The 17,081-nt window shown below is 61.5% G+C and carries 7 protein-coding genes; all 7 read right to left on the minus strand.

The window, feature by feature from the left end; genetic code table 11:
- Positions 1–28: 28 nt before the first annotated feature.
- The 7 genes from Z945_RS19875 to Z945_RS0118015 are packed head-to-tail and all read right to left on the minus strand — an operon-like array spanning position 29 to position 17,049.
- Positions 29–862: a glycosyltransferase family 2 protein gene (locus tag Z945_RS19875; protein WP_241434526.1), complete on the minus strand. Its 834-nt coding sequence runs from the start codon at positions 860–862 to the stop codon at positions 29–31.
- Positions 859–3,381 (minus strand): hypothetical protein, encoded by a 2,523-nt coding sequence (locus Z945_RS0117990; RefSeq protein ID WP_025053482.1) that lies wholly within the window; start codon positions 3,379–3,381, stop codon positions 859–861. The genes Z945_RS19875 and Z945_RS0117990 overlap by 4 nt, the downstream gene beginning before the upstream one ends.
- Complete coding sequence (locus Z945_RS0117995) at positions 3,378–4,313, minus strand: hypothetical protein (protein ID WP_241434527.1); 936 nt, start codon at positions 4,311–4,313, stop codon at positions 3,378–3,380. Before Z945_RS0117995 ends, Z945_RS0117990 begins: the two co-directional genes overlap by 4 nt.
- Before the next feature lie 25 nt (positions 4,314–4,338).
- Positions 4,339–5,025 carry a 4'-phosphopantetheinyl transferase family protein gene (locus tag Z945_RS0118000; RefSeq protein WP_025053484.1) on the minus strand — a complete coding sequence of 229 codons (687 nt, stop codon included), beginning with the start codon at positions 5,023–5,025 and terminating at the stop codon, positions 4,339–4,341.
- Positions 5,025–9,581 (minus strand): MupA/Atu3671 family FMN-dependent luciferase-like monooxygenase, encoded by a 4,557-nt coding sequence (locus Z945_RS0118005; protein WP_025053485.1) that lies wholly within the window; start codon positions 9,579–9,581, stop codon positions 5,025–5,027. The genes Z945_RS0118000 and Z945_RS0118005 overlap by 1 nt, the downstream gene beginning before the upstream one ends.
- Positions 9,578–10,588, minus strand: coding sequence for a glycosyltransferase family 2 protein (locus tag Z945_RS0118010; protein ID WP_025053486.1), 1,011 nt, complete (start codon positions 10,586–10,588; stop codon positions 9,578–9,580). The genes Z945_RS0118005 and Z945_RS0118010 overlap by 4 nt, the downstream gene beginning before the upstream one ends.
- Positions 10,585–17,049, minus strand: a complete 6,465-nt coding sequence (locus tag Z945_RS0118015) for a type I polyketide synthase (protein WP_025053487.1) — start codon at positions 17,047–17,049, stop codon at positions 10,585–10,587. Before Z945_RS0118015 ends, Z945_RS0118010 begins: the two co-directional genes overlap by 4 nt.
- Positions 17,050–17,081: the final 32 nt, after the last annotated feature.

Genomic DNA, 17,081 nt, shown 5'->3' on the forward strand with positions numbered 1-17,081 from the left:
TGGCTTGACCAGCCGAACTAAAGCCTTTTTATCTCCCGCGCACCCAACGATTACTACTGCGCAGGATCGGCAATTTGATCGCCAGACGCACTGTCACAAAAACGGCAAAGGCCACCGGATCACGCAGCGCACGCCGCCAGACCGGCTCTGTCCGGTCATGGGGGTCATCATTGTCCATGAGCGCGGGGTAAAGCCGTGCAATCTCGGCCACGCCCGCATCCTGACGGCGGCGCACCTGCACCAAGCGTGTGAATCCTTCGATCATCGGCCAATCGTATATCGCAGGCACGCGCAGCCGTTCGGCGGGCGTGAACTGAAGCCGCGCAAAGGTGTCGTCCGAAATGATATCAGGCCAGTCGCCCCATCGCGCGCGCCCTGCCCGGTTCATTGCAAAGACCCCGAAACCCGGCACGCCATGCACCATGAAGGGCGTCGTCAGCCAGAACCGCGTGTAATGCCGCGTCAGCGCATCCCCTCCCGGCACCGTCACATGGGGCCGCCCGCTCGCATATCGCGGTCGCGGCGTGTCAAGCGCCGCCGTGATCTGAGTTACCACCTGAGGTGACACAATAACGTCGGCGTCAAGATAGATCAGCACGTCACCCTGCGCGGCCGCCTCCCCCGCATTCCACGCGCCCAGCTTGCCGCCGTCTGAAAGGTCAAGCACCGTCAAACCCCAGCCCGCCGCCTTGGCCTGCGAAGCAAATCCCTGCGCAATCGCTGCCGTGTCATCTGTGCAACCGTTCGCAATCACGATCACTTCTGCCCCATCCGCCACCGGATCAGAGGCCAAAAGCGCATCTAGGCATGCAGGCAAATAGGTGGCCTCATTGTGGGCCGGAATCAAAACGGTGGTTTTCACTGAAACGCCACCAAAGCATCCCAGCGCGGATTGGCATCATCCAGATGGCGTAACGCGCCCCAAGAGCCCCATTTGGTCGGGCTATAGACATCGTTGAAAGCGTTGAACAATTGCCCGCCCACCGCCTGCCAGCCTTCCAGCAGAGTGCCATACAATTCGCCCATCTCGGTCGAGTAGTTGAAGTGATGCAGGAAAGCGGTCAGCTCCGCGTTGTCGACCCGAGGACCAATGCCAACCGCATGGGTGCCGCCTTCGTACATAATCAGGTCCAGCCCTGCTTCCCGCGCAACTTTCGCATGATGCGGCCAGACACGCCCCAGCAGATCACTGAGCGTATCGGCCGTGTTGCCACTGATGGCACCATCCAGCACCTCACGCGCAGCCAGACTTGTAGCATGATCAAAACGATGTGCGGCAACATAGGCTTCGAGCGCCGCGCCCTCCAACCCGTCGGCCCGTGCCTGCGCGATCGCCTTATCCCGACCCTCGGCAATCCAGGCATCAACCATCGGCGCACGGTCTTCGAGACCCAGCACCCCCGCGAAATAGCCCGTCACCGCATAAGCATCAAAAGCCGTGACCGGAGGCGGCATTCCTTCGCCAACTGCCAGCGGCGCGTTCAGTACTTCGGTTTCTAGGCCCAACCAACCTGTCTGGCTTGAGATCACATTGATCAGACGCTCCTTTTGCCCGGCAAAAACCTCGGACCAGATGCGTGCCACTTCTGCCGCCCGCATCCCGTAGAATTGCATCCACTTTTCCTTTTCTCCCCAGCGCTCCATTCCCATCGCCTCGGCCCAGCGGGCCTGCGCGAATTGCCAGTTCCAGACCTCGTTCGAGAATTCCGCATAGACCTTCAGCTTGGGGTCCAGGCCGTCACGCACCGCCGTGGCAAAGGCCCGCACAAAGCCATCATCCGCAAGATGCGGTATGTTGAACCAGGCATCTTTCTCCAGTTCATTGGCGAGCGCGATCATCACCTCCACCGGCACACCGGGGGCAAAGCTCACATCATCAGGCTTGGGCCGTTCTGCCCATTGGGACAACTTGGAACCGTTGGTCTCCATCCAGTCCATAAAACGCAGGGCGCGGAACTGGCCAATCCGCGCAGTCCAATCGGGGTTGAACATTGCACCCTGCTCGAACCGCCGCAGGTTGTCGCCATGAACCACGGTGATGTTGTGAGGCGGATCGGTCCGGTTGATCCGCTGGATGCGGATGTCCACGCTGCCCGGACCGGGGGTGTAATCAAAACTGACCTCGCCCCGCCCGTAGCGCACGTTTTCCGCGCGGCCCGTCACTTCGATCACGCCCTTGCCGTCAAAGCTCAGCCGGTAGCGCCCTTTCAGCGATACCGCGTCCTCTGGCATGTCGGTCAGTACCAGCGTGCCGATGCTGCTGAGTTCGGGAGGCATTTGCAAAGGCCAGCCCTGCGCGTCCAGATACCCGCCTTGCGCCAGTTCATCGCGGGACATGCCACCCCATTGGCCGGGCTTGTGACCAATCCATTCCCGCGCGGTTTTCATCACGTCAACAAACGGCATCTGCGTGGCCCAATCGGTGACCGGGGCCAGCCCGATCGCCACCGCGTTTGTCCCTGCAACGGCCCCATCCGGCACCCGCACCACATCGGGCGCAGGTGTGCTGGGCGGGCCAGTGGGGGCTGCGGGTGCGGTGGCTTTGCGCGCGGCCTGCGCTGGTGGCACGGGCATAACAGCCGCCCCGCCATAGGCCTGCACCGCCTCCCATGCGATCCGCTGTAACTCCCGGGCCAGATCCGGGTCAGGCGTATCGTAGGATTTGCCATAGGGGTCTTTGAAATCAACAGGCAGGCCCAAGGGGTCCAACCCCGTCAGCACCGCATATTGCACCATGGTGACAAAGTAATGGCCCGCATCGTTGAGGTGAATGTCATCGTCAAAAAAGGCACCGATGCCTTCAACCCCCGGCACCTGCCCCGCTACAATCTCGTCATGCAGCCGCGCCAGCGCCTGCCCGGCGGGGATCAGCGCCACCCTGGCGGTGTCCGAACGGTTCACCGCTGCCACTTCGGCAACGATTTTTTCCCAGACCGGCAAATCCTGATCCAGCCTTTCGCGCCACGGGATATCGGCCTTGTCATCGTATTCGATCTCTTGGCCCGTGCCGCTTTTCAGGCTGTGCCAAGTTTCCTGCACATAAACCTGTGCCTGCGGATAGGCGGTGATCGCGAGCCGCGCAAAAGCCTGCGCATAAAAATCCGTCTCGGACCACCTGACATGGTTATCAAGCGGCACCGCCTCGGTCAGGATCAAATGGCTGATCTTGCCCTCTGGCAGAACCGCGCGGGCATCGACGCCCTCAGCCTTATCGGAATTGTCCCAATTGTATTTCAGCGGCGCTCCGTTGGTGATCTGCGCCTGCACGGCCGCATCACCGGTGCCGGCCAGCAAAGCCTGCTCCAGCATCGAAGGCCCGGTGGTGCCAAAAAGGCTATGGCCCACCATCAGGACCGCAAAGACGGTTGAGAGCGGGTTCATACCGCCACTCCGGTTTCGGGGTGGCGCGCAATGACTTCCCAAACGGTGCGTTGCATCAGGGCTGCCATCTCCGCGCTGGGGGCGTGGGCCGCGGTGCCATCCGCGCGATTTAACTGATGTGGCAAGCCCATGGGAGAGCGATGGTAAAGCACCGCAAAATGGGTCAGTGCGACCAGATAGGCCCCTAGATCATTGAAATGGATCGTGTCCACCGTTCCGTCTGCATTGCGCGCCATCAGATCAACAACCGAAGCCACGCCATCCAGACCGCCCTGCGCTGCAACCGCACGAACAAACGCCGCCTTGACCTGCCCTGCCGGGATCAGATGGATCGGTGCTTTGCCCATCACAAGAGCCGGATATTTCATATCGCCCTGCCAATGGTCGCGTAGATCGCGGTCGACCCGCGCCAGCCAGCCTGCGTTGTCATCGGTGTGGTGCCATGTCTCATAAAGATAGATGCGGGTTTGCGAATTTGCCTCCCACGCGAGCCCCGCCCAACGCGCCAGATAATCAGCACTGTCGTGATAGCGGATGGCGTCGGTGATCTCGACCATCTCGGTCAGCACAACGGCATCGTAGTCCCCCGATCCAATCGCCTCTTTCGCGGGGCGGAACCGGTCGTGCGCATTTTCCTCGGCAAAGCCGTTCACCGGCACATCCGGTTCCCAATGATCGCGCAAGGAGGCTCCCCAGCCCAACTGGCTGTCGTACCTATGCCCCGCCCCCGCCAATTGCGCCAGCATTGCAGGCATGTCGCGGCCGACCAGCGAATGGCCCAGATGAAAGACATCAAGCACACCCGAGGGTGCCGCCAAAGGCTCCGCATAAAGCGCAGCTGCTGCGTTGATGCCGCGTTGGCGTTTGAAATAGGTGTAGGATCCGAAAGCCCCAGCTAGGGCAAGAACCCCCATTGCTGTACGTCTGGTCATCGAAGACATGGCCTGAGCCTCCACTTTACCCAGCGATATCAGCCCAAGCAGCGGTGACAAGATGATTTGCGACCCCGTCAAACCGACCCGGCAGTTGGTCTCCGACTGTAAAACACCCCGCAGGTTTCACAAATGTCGCGGTAAAGGCCAAGCGTCGCAGGTCGAGTGCAATGTCGACATGGTCAAAACCAATCAACAGACCCGTCAGCGGATATTGCGCTTTGTAGACCGCCTCTTTGGTCGAGAAAATCAGCTTGGCCAGCCGCAACTGGTCCGGCCCCGCAATCCGCGCAAGCTCTTGATCCGAACAAATGGACGACAAAAGCCCCGGCTCCAAATCGGTAATTTCCTCAAGATCAACGCCCAGCGACATGCCGGCGCAAGTCACCACCGCTGCACAGAGAGACGTACTGTGAGAGATGCTGCCTGCCAGTCCATCTGGCCAGAGGGGTGCACGGTCGGCATCTGCCGGCACAGGCTTGGGTGGCAGATCAAGCGATGCCATCGCCTGTCGCACCGCGGCCCGTCCAGCAGCAAATTCGCGTTTTCGCGCAGGAAAAGCACGGGTCAGATGTGCCGCTTCGTTCCCGATCAGCGCCGGTTGGGGCGCTCGCGGGTCAGTCACAGCAACGCCCACCGGGGCGACCCCGTCAAACAACCGTGCGACCACGGCTTGGGTTTGGATCAGACGATCAGGATGATTGATCTGCATTACGCACCTGCCTTGCTGCGTCCGGCCCGCATCGCGCGGCGTTTTGATATGGTCTCGGACTTGTCCGGTACCTCGGCCACAGGTGCGGCAGGCGCACCGGCCCCGCCCGCTGTGTCGATATGCCCTGCCAACCCTTCCAATGTAGGAAAGCGGAAGATGTCAGTGATCGAAAGACTATCGGTGCCAAGCGCGGCTTTGATGTCGCGGTGCGCCTGCACGGCCAGCAGCGAATGGCCCCCAAGTGCAAAAAAGTTATCCTCGCCCCGGATGTCGGTCAGACCCAGCAGACCGCTCCAGACCTGCGCAATGGCCGCCTGCGTACCGCCAGCAGCAAGGGCTGGCGCAGGTGCCCGTGCTGTGCGGCGGCGTTCGGGCAAAGGCAGCGCCTTGCGGTCGATCTTTTTATTGGGCGTCAATGGCATGGCGTCGACGGTCACGAAATAGCCGGGCACCATGATATCTGGCAGAACCTCAGCAAGAGCCGCGCGCGTGGCCTCGGCATCAAGGGGGGCACCATCGGTCGTTGCGTAGCCCACCAATTGGGTGCCGCCAAAGGCCTCAACCGTGGTGACGACGGCCTGCGTAACACCTGAAAGAGCCGCCATGCGCGCTTCGATTTCGCCCAGCTCGATCCGGTGTCCGCGTATCTTGACCTGCGCATCGGCGCGGCCCGCAAAATGCAGCGTGCCGGAGGCATCCCAGCTGGCCAGATCACCCGTGCGGTAAAGCTTGCCAGCCCCAAACGGATTGGCGACAAAGCGTTCATCGGTCAGGGTATCGCGCTGCCAATAGCCTTGCGTGACACCATCGCCCCCGATCCACAATTCCCCTTCAATGCCAATAGGTTGCGGACGCATCTTGTCATCCAGAATGAAGACCTGCGTGTTTGCAATCGGAATACCCACCGGAGCTGTAGCAGCGGAGGCATCACGAACCATATGAGTGGTCGACCAGATCGTCGTCTCTGTCGGCCCGTACATGTTCTGCAGGGAGGCACGCGTGGCGTTCTGCAGCGCTACCGCCAGCGATCCCGGCAGTGCTTCGCCGCCCACCATCAGATGCTTGATCCCGCCCAGCGCCGTGCGGGCATCCTCATTTGTGACCAGCATCTGCGCCATCGACGGGGTACATTGCAGGTGTGTCACGCCATGGCGCACGATCTGTGCGGCAAGCGAGAAATCATCCGGTGCCAGTACAGCTTCCTGATTGGACAGTTTCAGCACCTCGGCCAGCGGGGTGAGCCCCTCCATGACCAAAGCGGGATCAATGCCGTAGTCGATCAGGCAAGCCACTTCGGTCACGCCGATTTTCTTCAGTTCCTCGACCCTTGCGACGCCATCGGCCACAGTGCCGAACATTCCGCTGTCATTGAAATAACGTTGGAACGCAAATTCAAGGATCGCATCGAGCTCCTCTTCCGACACCCCTTCAAGGTCCAGATCAAAGGCGTTTGCCGTGCCCTCTGGCCGCTTGAACGCAGGGAAAGCCCAAGCGTATTGCTTAATCAGGGCCGCCGCCGAGCGCAGGTAGTCTTTCATCGGCCCGCGCGCGATCTTTTCGGACTTCTCACGAGTCTCGGCAAGATAGCTGTGCAGCATCAACGTTACGGTGAAATCCGCCGGATCATGCCCCGCGTCGCGCAGGGCTTGGTGGTAAATCTTGATCTTGCCGCCGACTTCCTCGACCGATTGGCCCAGGAGGTGCGTCAGTACATTCGCGCCAATCTCCCCCGCCTCTTTCCAGGTTTGCGGGTTGCCTGCCGTGGTCACCCAAACAGGCAGTTCGGCAGAGACCGGGCGTGGCTGGGTCACCACGGCGTGCATCGTGCCATCTGTCTTAGGAAATTCGACCGCATCACCGCGCCACAGTTGGCGCAACTGGTCGATGGCGGTATACATCGCCGGCTTATTTGCAGGCGGCGTGTTTTCGGGTCGCAGGATAAAGTCGTCAGGCTGCCAGCCGCTGGCGATGGCAAGACCAACACGTCCGTTGGTCAGATTGTCGATCACCGCCCATTCTTCGGCAATCCTTGCGGGGTGGTGCAAGGGTGCTACGCAAGACCCCGCCCGAACAGCAAGGTTTTGCGTCACCGCCGCCACGGCAGCTCCGGTCACGGACGGGTTCGGGTATGGACCACCGAAGGCGTGAAAATGCCGCTCCGGCGTCCAGACAGCATTGAAACCGTTGGCATCGGCAAACTTCGCGCCTTCCAGCAACAGCTCATATTTTTTGGGGCCGACCCCATCATCATTGCCCCAATACATCAGATTGAAGTCGATTTTTGCGCCCGTCCGCGCAACCGGCCCGTTCGACACCATCGTGCGGCTCTCGTCGCCTGCCAGCACCAGCTTGAACCCGCGTGCGAGGGTCCAGAACAGCTCGAGCACCGAAATATCAAAGCTGAGCGAGGTGACAGCCAGCCAGACCGAGCCTGCCGCATGGTCGATCCGATCATCCATGCCCGCAAAGAAGTTGGCCACATTGCCATGACTGACCATCACGCCTTTTGGAGTGCCGGTGGAGCCGGAGGTATAGATCAGATAGGCAAGGTCGTCAGCCGTCGCGGCGGCGGCGGGTGTGTCTGCCGAAGCCGACGCAATGCGCGGATCACTGTCCAGCGCGATGACCTGCGCCTGATGTGCCGGTAATTGCCCCGAAATGGCGCTTTGCGTCACGATGATGGGGGCCGCGCTGTCGGTGATGTAATGCGCGATGCGGTCCGCCGGATATCCGGGATCGAGCGGAACATAAGCTCCGCCCGCTTTGAGAATGCCCAAGGCCCCCACCAGCAAATCAAGTCTGCGCGTGGTATAAAGCCCGATGGGCGTGCCCGGTGCCGTGCCTGCATCGCGCAAAACATGGGCAAGCCGATTGGCGCGTGCATCCAGTTCGGCATAACTGAGCTCGGTATTTTCGAAAACAACCGCCGTCGCCTGAGGCGTGCGGACAACCTGCGCTTCAAAGGCAGCATGGATCGGGAGGCGATCATAGGCCCGCTCGGTCGCATTCCATTCGTGCAGCACGCGCTGCTCTTCGCTTTCGGGCATGGTCCAAAGCCCGTCGCAGATTCCGGCATCTGTCACACGCGCACAGGCGGCATCAATCCGCGCTGCAAATACCGCGGCAGCATCGGCGCTAAGCCGGGTACTGTCATAAACCAGATGCGCCTCGTTCGTCAGGCAAACCGTCAGAGCGGCACCGGCGAGCGCGTCATCTGTAAGGGAAAGCGCCACCTGCGGTACCGGATCATCCGCCAGATCGGGATGGCGCAGAACCAGATCACGGGCCATTCCTGCGCTGTCTGCAATACGCTTCAACTGCGCTTCGATCTCGGCAACCTTGGTCGCAATCTCGTCAGAGCCTTCGGCGACAATGGTCAGCGGCATCCAATCGGCGCCCAGCGGATGGGAAGAGCCCTTTTGGATTGCGATGCGCCCGGTTGATACGCCCGCGCTGTGCAACAAAGACAAAACAGCGGCGGTGGCACCCTGCGTGGTTTCAGTGCCTTTCGGCAGTGCGAGCGGGAATTTTTTCAGCAGCGCATCAGTTCCGCCCGCTTTGATCATAGGCAGGGTCAGCGGCGCATGCTCAAGCAGTTTGCCAAGCCAGTGAGCCTCGTCGTTTACCGGCAAATCAGGAAAGCTCTTGGGTATGACCACATCGCCGAGAGCCACAAACGTCGTCAGATCAACCGCCTGCCCCGCGCAATCGGTCAGCCCCTGAAGCGTAACGGCATCTGTGGAGGTGCCCAGCGTGATGCTGCCCTCGCTAACCGCCAGCACGACGCCTGCGGCACCTGTAACCTCGGGCGCTATGGCAAGAGAACCGACGCCCAAAATCTGGTCGCCCAGCGCGACCTTCGGTAAGCCGAGCGGATTGGCATATGCTCCGAAATCCAAGCCCCGCACCAACGCATCCAGCGCTTCAGCAGGTGCCGTAAAATCCAGCAATCCGCCGTTTGAAGGTCGTTTATCCCGCGCGAAATAGCTGCGCTGGCTCAGGTCCTGGGCCGTCCGTTCCAACACGCCCGCTTCGAGCTGCGCCAGTACTGCGCCGAAACTCTCCATGCCTGCGGCATAGCATTTCGAATTCAGGCTCAATGCCGTTTCGCCAGCGGCGATCGGCACCTCGACCTGCGCCAGCAGATCCCCTTCGTCCACGCCGCCTTCAATCATGTGCCAACTGACGCCATGCACCGTTTCGCCGTTTATGATGGCCCAAGCGGGCGTGTTCAGCCCCGCATAGCGCGGCAAAGGGCCATCGTGGAAGTTGATCGCCCCTTTGGCGGGCAACGCCAGCACATCTGCCGGAATCATCCGCAGGTTTGCGATGCTAAGCAGCCAGTCCGCCGCCACATCCGCCGCAAGCAGATCACGGGGCGCAGACAGGACAGGCAATCCCTTGCCTTCCGCCCAGTCGCGCACAGCGGTGTCGCGTGTCACCACCACGCTGATGCTGTGACCGCCTGCAAGCACCATATCACCACAGGCAATGGTCAGTGATTCGTCGCCGATCAGGATGGCTGTGATGCCTTTGGGATTGAATGTGGCGGTCATGGTTTCTCCTCCGAAATGCGGACGGCAGGCTGCGCCTTGGGGGTAGCGGGTCGCGATAGGCTAAACCCGTGGCGCAGCAGATCGCGGTAAAAGCCGGGTGGGTCGTGCCGCTCGCTGCCGCTGAGCATTGAGCGCAGATTGTGGATCGCGCCACCTGCCAGCTTGGCTGCGAGGGCCGCAGCAGCATAGGCTCGCCCGTGGTTTTTGACAAAGTAATGCTGGCGCGAGGCGAACCAATAATCAGGCACCCGCGCCCAACCCTTCATGCCGGTGGACACGGAACCGATATGCACAACTTTTGCATCCGGCATATACCAGCACTCCCACCCCGCCGCGGCACCGCGACGGATCAGGTCGGTTTCCTCGAAATACAGAAAGAAGGTTTCGTCAAACAGGCCCACTTCATCCAGCATGGCCGCGCGTATCAGCACGCTGGCACCGGCAACCCAATCGACCCGCGTCGTTGCTTGCGGCAGATCGGGCGCGATAATGGAGCCGCGCAGCAAACGCGAGATCGGACCGGTGCGTGCTGCCGCCTCGAATTCTCCGGCGATGGTTGGGAAGCGGAAGGCCGTGGTATGTGCCACATCGTCCTCGCCGCGCACATGGCTGCCGACAAGTCCGGCACTCGGCGTTGCCTCAAGATGGGCGACGAGCGCAGGCAAACAGCCTGCATCGGGAAAGGCATCAGAGTTCAGCAAGTAGAAATAATCAGGCGCGCTGCCGTCCGACATCGTACTGCGCAGACCGATGTTATTGCCAGCGCCGTAGCCGCCGTTCACCGGAGACAGCATCAGCCGCACGCGGCCTTGCGCATCCCAGCCGCGTTCCGTGACTGCCTGGGCCAAAACCTCCGCCGAGCCATCGGCAGAGGCGTTGTCCACGATGACCAGTTCGGCCCCGCTCGGCATATCCACCAGGGCGGCCTCTACCGCACGCAGCGTCATCTTGGCCGTGCGGTAATTGAGCACAATCACCAGAACCGAAGGGTTGCTTGTCCCGCTCATTCCGCAGCCGTCGCCTGACGCCAGTCGGCTCCCATGTCGTCACCGTCCAACCCGCGCGCAATCACCTCGGCCAGTTCATGCGACAGCGTCGTGACATTCGGGGCCAGCACCATGCTGACATGATCACCCGGCACTTCAATCACCTCGACCTGCGGGGCGAATTTGCGCCAGTCGTTGTCCTCCAGCACATATTCTTTTTCCCGGCTGACAAACTGCCCGCCAGTCACAGCCCAATGCCGGTCAAGCGGTGGGCGGAACAAGGTCAATGGGCCGTCCCAATTAGGCGTTTGGTAAGACCCTACCGCCTCTAAGAACGCATCGCGCACCGCGAGATTGTTGAACTCGGCCCCTGTGGCGGTGTCGATCTGATCTTGCGTCCCTGCACGTTTCGCCTTTTCCCAGGCCCAACGGTTGCGCGCCCACTCCAACAGATAACCCGGCCCCTTGCTGCGCAGCTCTGCCAGCTTGATCAAGGCCTTATCCGCACGGCTAAGGCTCGGGCGCACAGGCAGTGGCGTGTCGAGCAACACAAGAGCCGCCACTTCCTCGCCCGCAGCCCGCAACTGCTGGGCCATTTCATAGGCCGTGATGCCGCCGCCCGAATATCCCGCCAACAGATACGGACCATCGGGCTGCACGCGCCGGATCTCGGCAAGGTAGTCTTGGGCAGCTTCGCTTACATCGCGGTGCGGCGGCGTGTCGCCAATCAGACCACGCGCCTGCACGCCAAACACCCGCCGCGTATCGCTGAGCGGCAGCGCAAGATGACGCAGGTTCAGCACATTGCCGAACATGCCAGCCACCACAAAAAGCGGAGCTGCATTGCTGCGGTCGCTCTGGTTCAGTGGCACAAGGAATTCATGACGCTGAACGGGCACCGCATCAGTATCTTCAGCAGATGCCACATCGGTCTGGCCGGTCTCGGCTGCGATCAAGGCGGCGCATTTTGCGATCGTCGGTGCCTCGAACAACACCGAGATCGGGAAATCCACTTTGAACTCGCGTTTCACCGTTGCAAATAGGCGCACCGCGATCAGCGAATGGCCCCCCAGATCAAAGAAACTGTCCTCAACCCCCACGGGGCTAACGCCCAGCAGGTTCTGCCAGATCTCGGCCAAACGCTCTTCGATACCGTTGCGCGGGGCAACATAGGAGCCGTCCAGATCAGGCCGTTCAAAGCTTTGCCCCACAGATACAGTGGCCTCTGCGGGCGCATTCGCCTGTGCAATCAGACCGTCAATCGGCAATGAGGATACTATGACCTGCGGTCGGTTTATGGCCATCGCGCGGCGCAATGCCTCTAACCCTTCGTCGGCCCGAATACCTTGCGACACCAGATAGGCCAGCCGTTCTTCGGCGGGGCTGCGGGAGGTTTCTGTCTCGGCGGCATCATCAAAGACGACCTCGGCGGCGGTCAGCGGACTCTCCCCCAGCCCTTCGTCCAGCCGTTTCATGGCGAAGTCCGACACCTCGACCAGCACATTGCCCTGCGGATCGGTGAGTGTCACATCAAAGCGGGCAAATGCGCCCTGCCCCGCATCGCGCACCCGCACGTGGGATCGCAGCTCGGCAGGCAAAGGCGCGTAGACGCGGATCAACCCGTAGGAGACCGGCACCCAAAGGTGTGCGTCGGTGTAATCAGGCGCAAGGGCGACAGCCCAGCCGGTGGCCAGATCCATCAAACCGGGGTGAAGCACATGGCTGTCGTCGGCAGCTTCAGGGAGCGCAAGCGTGGCGATGCCCTCGCCCTGGCCCATGCGGGTTTCGCGCAGCACATGCCAGGCGGGGCCGAAATTGAGATGTTTTTCCTGAGGCGACCGGAGACGCTCACCTTGCGCCGCGGTTTGGGCGGTGCCACAGCGTGCGGTAATGTCTGCGAGATCCAGCGGTGCCGGACGGGCTTCCGCCGTAGGTGCAAGCGCCGCTTGAGCATGCAGTTGCCAGCCTGATTTGCCCTGTAGGCTGCAATTACTGCGCAGCTCAGCGACGAAGCCACTTCCTTCGGGCTGCAAAGAAAGTCGCATTTCGCGCGATGTTCCCTCTTCAACCGGCATGGCCCGCAGGAAATAAAGGTCGCGAATCTCGAACCCCTTGAAACCCTGCGCGGTCGCCGCTTCGGCCAGCGCCTCGATATAGGCAGTGCCCGGCAAGATCGCACGGTTATCGCTGGTGCGGTGCTGGTCCAGCACCCAGTCTTTGGCGCCGAGCGGTGCCGTGAACACCGGCTGCCCACCCGCAGCAGCGCCGACCTGTTTCAGCAAGGCCGCGTCAAGCGCACGGGGCGGCAGCACGTCACTGGCCCCGCCACCAAGGGCATTCGCGGCCATACCTACATCAGCCCAAACGCCCCAGTTCACTGCAATCACGCGGGTTTTGTCGTGGCTGCGGGCAGCAGCATAGGCGTTCAGCCAAGCGTTTGCCGCGACATAATCGGTCTGACCCGCCGAACGCGTTGCCGTCGAGGTTGAAGAGAACAGCACGAGGAAATCAAGTGTGCCATCCGACAAAAGCTGATCCAGCACCCGCAGGCCCTGCACTTTCGGCGATAGAACCGCTTCCATTTGCGCATCGGATTTGGCCAGCATCGGCGCATCGTCCAGACGGCCTGCGGCATGAATGACGCCCGTCAATCCGCCGTCACGATCAGTCAGGTTGGTGATCACACGGCGCATCTGGGCAAGATTGGCGGCGTCCGCTGCGGCGACCTCGATGCGCCCCCCCGATGCCTTTGCAATGTCTTCAAGTCGCAGGGCGGCACGGATGCGGCGGGCTGTTTTGTCAGCTGTGCCATTACGGGTCAGATAAGCATGCCACGTCTCGCGGGCGGGCAGCGCCTTGCTGCTCAGCAAGACCACGGTCGCCTTGTGCTCGCGCAGAATATCGGCGGCCAGCGTTTGGCCGATCCCGCCGAAGCCACCTGTGATCAGGTAGCATCCACCATCGCGGAACGCAGGCAGCGCGCCTTCGTCAGGTGCCGCCAGTGGCAGGCTGCGGTAACCCATCTCGAACCGTTTTTCGCCACGGTACGCCGCCACGATATTGGCAGGGGTCGCCATCAGCTCTTCCAGCAGTCGGTCGGCAAGCATATCGTTACTTGAGCCCACTGGCTTCGCTTTCGCGAACCATCCTGTCTTGGCCGGAGCGGTTTGCTCTGCGGGGGCCAGATCAATCTGGGCGCAGGTCACACCGGGCAACTCCCGGGCGAAAACACCAACGGGGCCTGCGATCAGCGCCTCTTCGGGATGGGGCAGAGCTTCGTCACGGACCTGCGCAGCCCCGGCGGTGAAAGCCACAAGATGCAGCGGATCGTTCAGACCAGTCTCGGACAGCGCTTGGGCAAGCCACGTCAGGCTCCAGAACCCCTGTTCCAGATTGCGGTCAAACACGGAAGAGCCGGGGCGCGGATCAATGTGATCGTCTGTCAGCCAAAAATGCCCGACGCGGTCTGGCATTTGGCCCCGTTCTTTCAGATCTGCAATCAGTTGGTCATAGCCACCGCGCCCCTGTTCCGGGGCCAGCGTATAGGTATGATCGTTCAGCCGGGCAAAGGCATCGCCTGCCCGCACACGGATCACAGTATGACCTGCATCCGTCAGCCGCGACATGACTGGCCCGGCCAGCCCTGCGTCATCTGCAAAGATCAACCAAGTGAGCGGTGCGTCGGCCAGATCAACGGTCACGTCGATTTCGGTGTCGGCAAAACGGGGCCGCCACGAGGGCGCAGCACCCCAGTCCTCCATATCCGGCAAACGGGTCAACGCGGGCTGCTCTGCCGACTGGACTGCTTTGCCCGGCTCGATAAAATACTTAGACCGCTGGAACTGGTAAGTCGGCAGCACGACGCGGTTGCGCCGCGCCTCGCCCCAGATCTGGCTCCAATCGGCGTTGACCCCGCAAGCCCAGAGCCGCGCAATCTGGGTCATGAAATACATATCATCCGCGATGTCCTGATCGGGATGGCGCAGGGTCGAGAGCACCTGCGCGGGTGCAACGCTCTCGCTCATCTGCGCGAGAGCCGACAATGCCTTGCCCGGTCCGACCTCAAGGTACACCCGCTTGCGCGCTGCGCTGAGGGTGGTGATACAATCGGCGAAATTAACCGTGTTGCGCAGCTGGCCAACCCAGTAATCGGGATCGGTCGCTTCTTCCACTGTGATCATCTGGCCCGAGCGGTTCGAGGCAAAGGGCATCTGCGGCGCTTGCAGATCAAGACCGGCAAGGAATGCGCGGTAGCGGTCAAGGATCGAAGCCAGCATCCGGCTGTGTGCCGCAATGTCGATGGCGATACGCTGGTGATCCAGCCCCGCTGCATCCAGCCGCGCAGCCATCGCGTCAAGCGCCGCTTGCGGGCCGGACACGGCAATAAGTTCGGGCGCGTTGACCGAGGCTATGTCCAGATCATCGCCCAACAGCGGCGTGATCGTATCGAGCGGCGCCGAGATCGACAGCATGCCGCCTGCGGGCACTTCGTCAAAGAGCCTGCCGCGCAAGAGCACCAGATCAATGAGGTTTTCAAATGTCATCACACCGGCAAGACAGGCAGCGACGTTTTCGCCCATGGAGTGGCCGACCATCGCCGTTGGCTGCACGCCCCATGATATCCAGAGCTTGGCCAGCGCATATTCGACAATCGCGATCAGCGGGAGTTGAACAGAAGGCCTTTTCAGCCGCTCCGTGGCTTCATCGGACGCCCCTTCGTCGGGCAACCACAGCGCGCGGATGTCATAGTCAAGCTGAGGTGCCAGATGATCCAGCCCCCGGTCCATCCACTCGGCGAACTCCGGCTCCGTTTCATAGAGATCCCGCGCCATGCCCGCATATTGCGCACCGCCACCCGGGAACATGAAAACCACCTCGGGTTTGTCGCCCAGCGCCTCGTGGGTAAAGACGCGGCGGCTGTCATGCTGCTCCAGCAGGTCGGCGGCCTCGGTAGCTGTTTCAGCCACCACAACGCGACGTTTGTCAAAGCCGCGGCGGCCGTTTTTCAATGTATGCGCCACATCGGCCAGTGGCTGATCGGGGTGTGCCCGCAGATGTGCTACGAGGGCAGCGGTATTCGCATCGAGAGCGGATTTTGACGCCGCCGAGATCACCAATGGCTGGAACGGCCAGTCGCTTTCCTCTGATACAGCGCGCTCGGGCGCTTCTTGCAAAATCATATGCGCGTTGGTGCCGCCCACGCCCAGCGCATTGATCGCGGCGCGGCGCGGCTCTGGCCCGGCTTGCCAGTCGGTCAGCCGGTCATTCACCCGAAACGGCGAGCCGTCGAACGGGATCGCGGGGTTCGGCGATTCATAGCCCAGGGATGGCGGGATTTGCCCGTGGTGCAGCGCCAGCGTGGCCTTGGCCAGCCCCGCCACACCAGCAGCGGTGTCCAGATGCCCGATGTTGGTTTTGACTGATCCGATGCGGCAAAAATCAACCGCGCCTGTCTGGGTGCGATAGGCTTCAGTCAGGGCTGCCACCTCGATCGGGTCACCGAGATAGGTGCCGGTGCCATGGCATTCGATCATGCCGATGCTCTGTGCCGCGACGCCTGCGTCATCCAGCGCCTTGGCGATGGCCTGTGTCTGGCCCTCAACGGACGGCGCCAGATAGCCCGCTTTTTGCGCACCATCGTTATTGATGGCCGAGCCCTTGATCACGGCCCAGATGTGATCACCATCGGCCACCGCATCAGACAACCGCCGCAATGCAACCGCTCCCGCCCCCGATCCGAACACCGTCCCTTGCGCGCGGTGGTCAAAGGCGTGGCAATGGCCATCCGGCGACAGGATCTCGTTTTCCTTGAACTGATAGCCACGCCCTTGCGGCAGCTCGATCGTGACACCCCCGGCCAGGGCCATATCAACCTCGCCCGCCCGCAACGCCTGACAGGCATAGTGGATAGCGACCAGAGATGTGGAACAGGCGGTTTGAAGGTTGATCGACGGCCCCTTCAAATCGAACACATGGCTGACGCGGGTCGACAGGAAATCCTTGTCATTGCCAGTGTGGCGCAGCAGGAACATGCCCACATCATCCACCAAATCGGGGTTCGAGCAGATGTTGAAATAGAAATAGCTGCCCATCCCGCAGCCCGCATAGACGCCGATGGGGCCGGGAATGGTTTCTGGTGGATGGCCCGCCTGTTCCATCGCTTCCCACGCCACTTCGAGAAACTTGCGGTGTTGCGGGTCAAGGATTGCAGCGTCTTTGGGAGAAAAGCCAAAGAAATCCGCGTCAAATGTATCAAAGCCATCGAGCGGTGCCGCCGCAGGAACATAGTTTTTCGCTGCCATGTTCTGGGCTGTTTCGCCTGCGGCCCGCAATTCTTCCTCTGACAACCGGCGGATCGATTCCACGCCATCGCGCAGGTTTGCCCAATAGGCATCCACCCCGGCCGCACCGGGGACGTTGACCGAAAGGCCAACGATTGCAATATCTTCGCCCGGAACAGGGCGGTTTGTCGAAGACGTCATCTTTTCCAATTCATCCCAAGGCCCGCCGAGAA

It is taken from the genome of Sulfitobacter noctilucae (assembly GCF_000622365.1).
Lineage (GTDB): Bacteria > Pseudomonadota > Alphaproteobacteria > Rhodobacterales > Rhodobacteraceae > Sulfitobacter > Sulfitobacter noctilucae.

What these genes read in the sequence shown, in the direction of transcription:
- Z945_RS0117990 (WP_025053482.1), bottom strand. Translation starts at nt 3,381, where the DNA reads ATGAACCCGCTCTCAACCGTCTTTGCGGTCCTGATGGTGGGCCATAGC.
- Z945_RS0117995 (WP_241434527.1), bottom strand. Translation starts at nt 4,313, where the DNA reads ATGACCAGACGTACAGCAATGGGGGTTCTTGCCCTAGCTGGGGCTTTC.
- Z945_RS0118000 (WP_025053484.1), bottom strand. Translation starts at nt 5,025, where the DNA reads ATGCAGATCAATCATCCTGATCGTCTGATCCAAACCCAAGCCGTGGTC.
- Z945_RS0118005 (WP_025053485.1), bottom strand. Translation starts at nt 9,581, where the DNA reads ATGACCGCCACATTCAATCCCAAAGGCATCACAGCCATCCTGATCGGC.
- Z945_RS0118010 (WP_025053486.1), bottom strand. Translation starts at nt 10,588, where the DNA reads ATGAGCGGGACAAGCAACCCTTCGGTTCTGGTGATTGTGCTCAATTAC.
- Z945_RS0118015 (WP_025053487.1), bottom strand. Translation starts at nt 17,049, where the DNA reads ATGACGTCTTCGACAAACCGCCCTGTTCCGGGCGAAGATATTGCAATC.